Source organism: Roseovarius dicentrarchi (assembly GCF_003316635.1).
In the GTDB taxonomy this organism is placed as follows: domain Bacteria; phylum Pseudomonadota; class Alphaproteobacteria; order Rhodobacterales; family Rhodobacteraceae; genus Roseovarius; species Roseovarius dicentrarchi.
The window spans coordinates 1-8,308 of record NZ_QNQP01000042.1; the positions used below are offsets into that span (position 1 = coordinate 1).

Annotated in this window: 9 protein-coding genes and 2 pseudogenes; 10 read left to right on the forward strand and 1 reads right to left on the reverse strand. The window is 62.0% G+C overall.

What is annotated here, in order from left to right; translation table 11 throughout:
• The coding region (locus tag DQ230_RS16325; RefSeq protein ID WP_476705473.1) for a transposase at window positions 1-221 on the reverse strand (221 nt) is incomplete at its 3' end.
• A 220-nt stretch (window positions 222-441) separates the two neighbouring features.
• On the opposite strand from DQ230_RS16325, the gene DQ230_RS16330 reads away from it, so the two are divergent.
• From DQ230_RS16330 to DQ230_RS16375, 10 genes and pseudogenes are all read left to right on the forward strand, one after another.
• Complete coding sequence (locus DQ230_RS16330) at window positions 442-912, forward strand: hypothetical protein (protein ID WP_203228115.1); 471 nt, start codon at window positions 442-444, stop codon at window positions 910-912.
• Between the two features lie 40 nt (window positions 913-952).
• Window positions 953-1,891, forward strand: coding sequence for an ArdC family protein (locus DQ230_RS16335; RefSeq protein ID WP_113913639.1), 939 nt, complete (start codon window positions 953-955; stop codon window positions 1,889-1,891).
• A gap of 233 nt (window positions 1,892-2,124) precedes the next feature.
• Window positions 2,125-2,535: a GFA family protein gene (locus DQ230_RS16340; RefSeq protein WP_113913640.1), complete on the forward strand. Its 411-nt coding sequence runs from the start codon at window positions 2,125-2,127 to the stop codon at window positions 2,533-2,535.
• A 185-nt stretch (window positions 2,536-2,720) separates the two neighbouring features.
• The gene (locus DQ230_RS16345) at window positions 2,721-3,110 is read left to right on the forward strand and encodes a DUF3768 domain-containing protein (protein WP_113913641.1); all 390 of its coding nucleotides are present in this window, start codon (window positions 2,721-2,723) and stop codon (window positions 3,108-3,110) included.
• 158 nt (window positions 3,111-3,268) lie between these two features.
• Window positions 3,269-5,252 (forward strand): annotated as a pseudogene (locus tag DQ230_RS16350) (ParB/RepB/Spo0J family partition protein).
• Between the two features lie 71 nt (window positions 5,253-5,323).
• Window positions 5,324-5,917 (forward strand): regulator, encoded by a 594-nt coding sequence (locus tag DQ230_RS16355; protein WP_113913642.1) that lies wholly within the window; start codon window positions 5,324-5,326, stop codon window positions 5,915-5,917.
• Window positions 5,917-6,573 (forward strand): DUF6927 domain-containing protein, encoded by a 657-nt coding sequence (locus DQ230_RS16360; protein ID WP_113913643.1) that lies wholly within the window; start codon window positions 5,917-5,919, stop codon window positions 6,571-6,573. Before DQ230_RS16355 ends, DQ230_RS16360 begins: the two co-directional genes overlap by 1 nt.
• Before the next feature lie 104 nt (window positions 6,574-6,677).
• On the forward strand, window positions 6,678-6,977 hold the full coding sequence (locus DQ230_RS16365) for a type II toxin-antitoxin system RelB/DinJ family antitoxin (RefSeq protein WP_008327444.1): 300 nt from the start codon (window positions 6,678-6,680) through the stop codon (window positions 6,975-6,977).
• Window positions 6,964-7,239, forward strand: coding sequence for a type II toxin-antitoxin system RelE/ParE family toxin (locus DQ230_RS16370; RefSeq protein WP_040884151.1), 276 nt, complete (start codon window positions 6,964-6,966; stop codon window positions 7,237-7,239). The genes DQ230_RS16365 and DQ230_RS16370 overlap by 14 nt, the downstream gene beginning before the upstream one ends.
• 107 nt (window positions 7,240-7,346) lie before the next feature.
• Window positions 7,347-8,183, forward strand: a pseudogene (locus DQ230_RS16375) (strawberry notch family protein); the annotation flags it as partial.
• Between the last annotated feature and the right edge of the window lie 125 nt (window positions 8,184-8,308).

Sequence of the window (8,308 nt, forward strand, 5' to 3'; positions counted from 1 at the left end):
ATCGAGAACAGGAGCTGAAGAAGGCTCGCACGGATCAGCCGCTCCGGCGCGATGGAGGGGCGGCCAAAGTCGGTGTAGAGCGCGGCGAACTCGGCATCGAGGCTCGCCAGCGCGTCATTGACGATCCGACGGATCAACCGCAGCGGATGACGCTCCGGAACCCGCTCCTCAAGATCAACATAGCTGAACAGCGACCCACTCGCCTCGTCCGTCCCCCGCATCGCCACCACCCGCCGCCGCTGCCATGCTGAAAGTGAATCATGTTCTCATAACCGCGTCGAGGGCCGACTTTTTCAGCAGCCAGCTAAGAGGGCAGGAGCCGGGCCGGGTGAAAGTGAAAGTGTCCTTCGGGTTTTGTGACTGACGGATGAGGGCCATAGGGGTCCATCAGATGGGTCCGGGCCGGATTCCGGTCTGTCGTTCCGGATGAAGGACATTCCCATGCAAACAGCTGTCTTGCGCGTGTTGCGCGCGACCGCTGCCTCGTGGTGGCGACATAAGGAACTACGCCGAACCGGCCAGACGGGGCAGGCACAGCGGCTCGAGCGGGAGACTGTCCTGCGTGATCTCGGGTATCTGAAGCAGGCGGCGTCATTGCCAAACGCGCATGTAATCTGCGGAGAGGGTGGGACATTCATCCATCTCGGTTGGACCACCTTGTCAACCTTTGCGCCGATCGAACGCTTTCCCTTGGCCACTCTTGCGGTCGCACGCGGAACGCCGTTCATCGACATCCGACCCGTCACCGATGTCATCGCCTTCGCGAACCTGCCGCGGATGGCGCGGGACGGATCGGTCGACCCTGAACCTTCGGGTCCCGGCAGGTCCGTCTCGCTGACCGCCTACATCAACATGGTCGACGCACTTGGCGCGAGGATCCTCAACGATCCGCGGCCCCGCCAGTCATCCTGATCACCATTTCCTCTCACCAATACTCGAAAGGAGGCCAGCCATGGCCCGATCCCACACGCCCAAATTCGATGCCTCCGAGGTCATCACCAACGAAATCATCCGCATCATCGAGCGCGGTGTTCTGCCGTGGCGCAAGCCCTGGACCGCAGGTGGCAACTCCCGTCCGCTACGTGTGGGCGGTGAGCCCTACCAGGGGGTCAACAACTTCCTGCTGACCATGCGGACGGTGATGGCGGGCCACAGCTCGCCCTTCTGGATGACCATTCCGCAGGCGAACGCCCTGGGCGCAAAGGTGCGCAAGGGCGAAAAGTCCTCCGTCGTGGTGTATTATGGCCAAAGTCGAAAAGACGCCGATACCGACGACGATCGCAGCGACGGCGATGATCACTCCGAGGAAGCCCGGATATTCCGCTTCCAGAAATCCTACCGCGTGTTCAATGCCTGCCAGATCGAGGGCCTGCCCGACAGCTTCTACCCCGACCCTGAGCCAGTATCTGAGCATCCTCCGGCCGAGCCCATCCCGCATATGCAGGGGTTTTTTGATGCCATTGACATCACGACTGTCTTCACGGGGACAGAAGCGTACTATTTGCCGCCCGTGGACAAGGTTTACATGCCGTCCATCACACGGTTTCAGGACCCGCGCAATTTCTACGGGGTCTGGGCGCATGAGCTGGCCCATGCGACGAAAGCCCTCCATCGACTGAACCGTGATTTTGGTCTCTCGAAGTTCGGCAACACATCTTACGCGCGCGAGGAGATCGTCACCGAATTGACCTCGGTGTTCCTGGGGCAAACGCTCGGTTTCACCGCGCATACGCTCGAGATGAATGCTGCCTATCTGCATAACTGGTTGCGCGTCCTTCGCTCCGACAAGGGCGCGATCTTCCGGCACGCTGCGGATGCGCAGCGCGCCTGCGACTACCTGGTCGCCAGATCTGAGGCAGGTAGGGCAGGGGCCCGCGCCGATGCCGCTTGACTATCCCATTATTGCGAAGCGGAAAATGGCAGGTCAGAGCCCAGTTTGAACTGATGCGGTGGATGCCTCCCTCTCTTTGGTTCATATGAGACCACTTTGGCACATTCGATGCCGTTGAGTGGAGGCATCCACCGCATCAGTTCAGTTTGACCCTGCTCCTACGCGCGATACAAGGAATCGATGTAACGACATTGAATTACCGGCAGGGTGCTTGCACGTTGGAAGGGGTGTGAATGGACGATAATCGGAATACCGGACAATGCCTGTGTGGCGCAGTTCAGTTTTGCATATCAGGAGTGTTCGAGAGCTTTTTCCTTTGCCACTGCGCCCGCTGCCGTAAGGACAGTGGCTCGGCTCATTCGGCAAACCTGTTTTCATCAAAGGCAAAGGTCAACTGGGTGTCGGGCGAGAACAATATCAAGACATTCCGGCTTACCGGCTCACGACACATCAAGAGCTTTTGCAAAGATTGCGGTTCCGCGCTGCCGGTTTTTCAGATGGACCTTGGTTTGCTTGTCGTACCTGCGGGATCACTTGATAGCCGGATCTACATACGGCCCAACGCGCATATCTGCTTTTCCAGCCGCGCGGACTGGGACAGCGATCTAGCCTCCATCAAAAGGATAGACGGACTTCCGGGTTGAAGATTTGACCCAGTGATCGGACCGTTAAAAACGGTCATACGACGTGATGTGACAGTCGCTTGGTACCGCGGAGCGGAGTTTTGCAACTGTTGAGGTCGGGCAGGTTTTGTCGGGGTCTTCCATCACGCGGAAAAGAAAAAGTGGGCTTTGGGAAGGGTGTTTTAACTTCTCAAAGGAGAACCCCCATGACCAGTACCGCTCGTTTCCAGACAGACCACCCGGATCCGACCGTTATCGCCGCGCAAAACGACGCGTTTCGCAAGCTCTCTTGTCTCGGGATCCCACCCGCGCAGTCCATTCAGGGCCGCATGCATGTCACCCGCTCGCTCATGGAGGCTGGCGACGGTTTCATGGCCGAGGCGGTGAAGGCGACGGGTGAGTTTGCCACATTCGAGGCCGAGAATGACCCGGAAGGCTGGCACGATTTTGGCGCGGTCGAGATCCGGGGCGAGACCGTGTTCTGGAAGATCGATCTTTATGAGGCGGATTCGGACTTCCGCTACGGGGCGGAGACCCCGGACAATCCCGCCACCACCATGCGCGTGCTGACCATCATGCTGGCGCGCGACTGGTAGAAGGGCAGGGGACACCCCCTCCTGACACCCCAGGCGATGAAGGCCCACTGACCCCTCAAAGGGAAAGTGGGCCTTTTGTCATGGTGATCCCTGAAGCCGGGGATTGGTCACGCGCGTGAAGGCGCGGGCCACACCTTACCCACCTGGAAGGATATCCCATGACCACAAGCTTTGCCCCTCTCACCGTCGCCATCGGCGATCTGGTCCCGCATCCCGCCAATGTGCGCAGCAACTCACCGGAAACTTATGACCCCGAGAACATCGCCCATCTGAAGGCCAGCATCACTGTGCTGGGCCTGCTCCAGCCGCTTCTCGTCCAGAAGCTCGACGGCAAATATGCCGTCCTCGCCGGCGGCCGCCGCCATGCCGCGCTGAAGGAGCTGGTCGCGGACAAGGCCACCAAGGGGTTCACTGCGAAGACCAAGGTAGACTGCCGCCTCGTGCCGGAGGACTGTGACGTCACCACGGCGCTGTCGCTTGCCGAAAACATCACCCAGGCGCCGATGAACGCAATCGACGAGTTCGAGGCCTTCGCCCGGATGATGGAGGTCGACGGCCAGACGCCCGAGACGATCGCAAAGACCTTCGGCACCACGGTGGCCGCCGTGAAAGGCCGGTTGCGCTATGGCCTGATCCACCCCGATATCCGCGCCGCGGCCCGGGCCAAGACGATCACGCTCGACACGATGAAGGCCTTTGCGGAGCACCCGAGCCAGGAGGTGCAGCGCGAGGTCTTCGAGTCCCTCACGAAAGACGGCGGCTATCTGCAAGCCTATACCGTCCGACAGGCGCTCAAGACTCGCGGCGTGCAGGTAAGTGACGATATCGGGGCTTTTGTGCGTGAAGACTATGAGGCCCGCGGCGGCGCGGTTGCGGCCGATCTGCTGGAAGAGCATTCCGTGCTGGAAGACGCCGCGCTGGTCGAGACCATCTTGCTCGAGAAGCTCGGGGCTGCCGCCGAGGAGGCCCGCATAAGGCAGGGCTTTGCCTGGGCCGATGCGATGGTGCGCTATGATTACGCGACCATGGCCGACTACGGCCGCGTCTATCCCGGCCCGATCGAGCCGGATGAGGCCGCCCAGAAGCGCATCGAGGACATCACCGCCGAGCTTGATAAACTGCAGCTCGAGATGGAGGATGAGGGGCTCGAGGACGATGCCTACAATGCCCTTTACGACCGCGTCGACGCTCTGGAAGACGAAGCCCGCGATCTGCAGGAGGCCTACAGCGCCGAGGACCTCGCCCGCGCTGGTGTGATTGCGTCGTGGTCGGCCGGTAAGGTCACGCTCCATGTGGGCCTCGTCCGCCCGGAAGACACCGTGAAAGAGGAAGGCGCGCGCGACTCCTCGGCTAACCCGACCGGGGAGGAGGCCCCGGACGCCGGCGAGATCAGCTACCCGGCCTCACTGGCCGAGGATCTCAAGACCGAGCGGGCCATGGCGCTTGGGGCCGCGATGGCACTGCATCCCGAGGCCACGCTCGATCTGACGCTCTTCAAGCTAGTCAGTGATGTTCTGGCCAGCGGCATGAGTGTCACGCAGGCGATCAAGATCGATGCCCGCAAGGAATACCGCAGCCATGCCAAGATGGACGAGATCGACGAGACCTCGCTCGAGCAGGTGGCGGCGGCGCATGATGCGCTTGATCTCTCGTGGCTCGATGACACCCGCGCGCCCGCTGATCAGTTCGCGGCGTTTCGCGCGCTGGACGCCGGCGAGAAGGCCAAGCTCGTGGCCTATGCCACGGCCAGCACCACGCAGTCCTGCTTCGCGCGGGACCGCCAGCGCGACAGCCTGATGCATGCGTTCGAGATCGAGATCATGCCCGACATCCGCGCCCACTGGACGCCGAATGCGGCGCTCTTCAACCGCTTCAAGAAGGCCTGGCTCCTGAAGATCCTCGGCGAGGATCTGGGTCTCGCCCAGGAGTCGGTGACGCTGGCCTCGTCGAGCAAGAAGGAGATCGTCGCCTTCTGCGACAAGCTCTTCGCCGAACCCTTCGCCACCCTCACCGACGCGCAGCGCGCTGCCGTGGCTGCCTGGTGCCCGCCGATGATGCAGACCGCCGGTATCGCCTTTGATGAGGCGGAACCCGCTGCGGAAACCCCCGGAGCCTGACAGCGAGGTCGCGCAAGCGGCCTGAGCCATCACGCGACCCGCGCGAGGCATTCCCCGCGTGGGTCGACCTCCCACACCCAATGGAAAGACATCCTCATGGCTATTCTCAAGTTCTCTGCGTCCGCTGTTGCGGCGCAAATCGCGCATGCGCGCGCCTGCAAAACCTTCCTGCCCAACTGGAACGGGCCCGTGGACAGGCCAGCCCTGATCCTCATCGTCGGCAATGGTGTGCATCTGCGCTCAAACGGCATCGATGGCACGACCACCCGTATCGTCACCACCGAACAGGCCGATCCCTCCTTCGCCTTCGCCGACGGCATGAACCCGTTTCGGGACACCGACTGGATGGCGCAGCGCTGCATGGCGTTTCGTGATCTGACCGGCCAGTTCTACACCGACATCCTGGATGACGTGCAGGTGCTCATCGACCGGGGGCGGGGGGCGATCCGGCTCGCCACCGATGGCCACAGCATCCGCGTCTTCGTGCGCCGGGCCTCGGACTATCTCATCGGCGGAACCTACGAGGTGCCCTCGGGCCTCGGCGGCACCTTCCAGGTCATTCTCAAGGATGCCTGCGACACCTTCGCGATCGTGCAGAACTGCGGCAATTGCGAGGATTTCGACGCAATGCAGCCCTACCGCGTGCCGCTGGATGCGCTGATGGAGATCGATGACCGGAGGGCGGCATAATGGGATGGCTTTTCTACACCGACGGCCGCGTTAAAACCTACGTGGATGAGAGAGAGGAGATCACCCGGCTCTGCACTCTTGAGGGCGAAACGCGCAAAACCGAACTGGTCAAGGCCTGCAAGGTCGGCTCAACCTGGTATGCGGCGGCAAGGGTCACCAATCTCGACGGCACCGCTGTCGAAGACGCGACCTATGTCACCGATGCGGATGGCTCCATCACTTTCGGAGCCGTCTTCCTCACCCGGTACGATGATGGCTGCTGGGGCTACAAGGACATGGAGGAAAGCGCTGGCCCGAACGAGTCGCGCGCTCCCCTTGGGCTGATCGAGCTTCTCTCCGACCTGAAAGACCCGGACAGCTACGCCCAGGACTGGCGCCAGCGTTGCCGGGACTGGGCTGCGATCCCAGACTATCAGGAAGGCGACAAGATCAGGCTCGCCACCCCTGTGACGCTCACCGATGGCAGGACCTGCCAGATCGTCACTGCGACGCACTACAGGCGGGGGCGGCAAAAACGCCGCTGCTACCGCATCGAGGAAACCGGTGGGCTCGTGCGCCTTTCGAGAGCTTCGCTTGCGGGCTCGGAGCTGCTCAGCTCCGCGAAAGTCGCGGCCAGTCCTGTGCTGGCGGAGTTCCTGGCGGGGCAGGGTGGCTGAGTTTCCCGCTGAGACAACACCACGGGACCACGCGCGCGCATACTGCCGACTTGAATTCGTATCTCAAATGAGATACATCACTCCCATCAACTGGAGGACCATCCATGCCTGCCCAAACATCCATGCTTCATGTCCGTGTTGACGATCAGCTGAAAGCACAGGCTTCGGACGCACTTGCGGGCGTCGGTCTGACGCTCTCCGACGCGGTGCGTATTCTTCTGACCCGCGTGGCCGCAGAAGGCGGCTTGCCTGCCGGATTGACTTCTGATCCGGATGCCTATGACGCCTGGTTCCGGGCGAAGGTACAGGAAGCGCTGGACGATCCTAGGCCCACAACGCCCCATGCCAAGGCGATGCAAGACGCCCAGGCGTTGATTGACGGGAAGCGCCTTGCCAAATCTTGAATGGAAAGCCACGGCCATCGCCGACTTGCTGGCAATCATTGACTACATTTCCGACGACAACCCGGATGCCGCCCAAGTTCTCAAAGATGAGATTGAACACAAGACGTCCCTTCTTCCAGAACGCCCTCAAATGTATCGTGCGGGCCGTGTCGATGGGACCCGGGAGATGGTTGTTCGGCCAAACTACATCGTGGTTTATGTTGAAGGCCCTGAGATGGTGACCATTTTGCGCGTTCTTCATGCTGCGCAGCAGTGGCCATGATCGGGGTGCAGGCCCCCCGCTAAGAAATTGCCCGCTCTACGCCTTCAAAGTGTAGAGCGGGCTTTTTGTCCTTTGGAATTCAGACCCTGATCCAAAGGAAAATCCCCATGTCCAAGCCCAAACCGGCAAACCCGGCTTTCCCAATCTCTGACACTGATCTCGCAAATGCCATCGCGCAAATCGGCGCGGAGATCGACCACCAACCCCTGCGTAGCTCAGCGCTCGCGCGCATCATGCGCGAGACGTTTCATGGCAGCGATGCCGGCGGTGCCTGGGACTGGCGCATGGCATATGACCTGATGCAGGCCGCAGCCATCCAGGTGCTGCTGCGTGGGGACGGCGCGGCAGGTGACATCGCCGCTGCAAGGCTGCTTGCCTCGCGGCTCCTGACGGAAACCCGCCGCTCCGAGCAGCAGATCCGGCTGCAGCAGTTTTCCACGCCGCTGCCATTCGCGGCGCTGGTCTTGCGGGCCGCGGCGATCCGCAAGGGCGAGACCGTTCTGGAGCCCTCGGCTGGCACCGGTGCACTGGCCGCTTTCGCCGCCCGGGCTGGTGCCACGCTTTTGCTCAACGAGATCGACCCCTTTCGCCAGCGCCTCCTGCGGGCCCTCTTCGGCGGCGAGGTGACGGGCCATGACGGCGAGCATATCGACGATCTGCTGCAGTCGCCGCTTCTACCCGACGTCGTGGTGATGAATCCGCCCTTCGCCTCCTCGGTCGATCGGTCGCGGGACAAGCACATCGCCGCCAAACATCTCATCGCGGCTGCCAAGCGCCTCGCGCCCGGTGGCCGGCTGGTGGCGATCATGCCGCCGGGGTTCACGCCCGAACGCGATGCCGCGCATTGGTCCCGCGCCTGCGGTCTCCTGACGCCGCGCTTGGCGCTGATGATGCCGGGGCAAGTCTACCGCAAGCTCGGCACCTCTGTCGAAACCAAGCTCATGGACCTGTCGCGGTTTAGTGCCGCCCCAGGTGCTCTTTTAGGCCACTTTCCGTTCGAAGGCGACCGGGCTTTTCCAGCCCAATGCTGAGTGCCGTCGGCGCGGATTGTAGAAGCCGTTGATATACT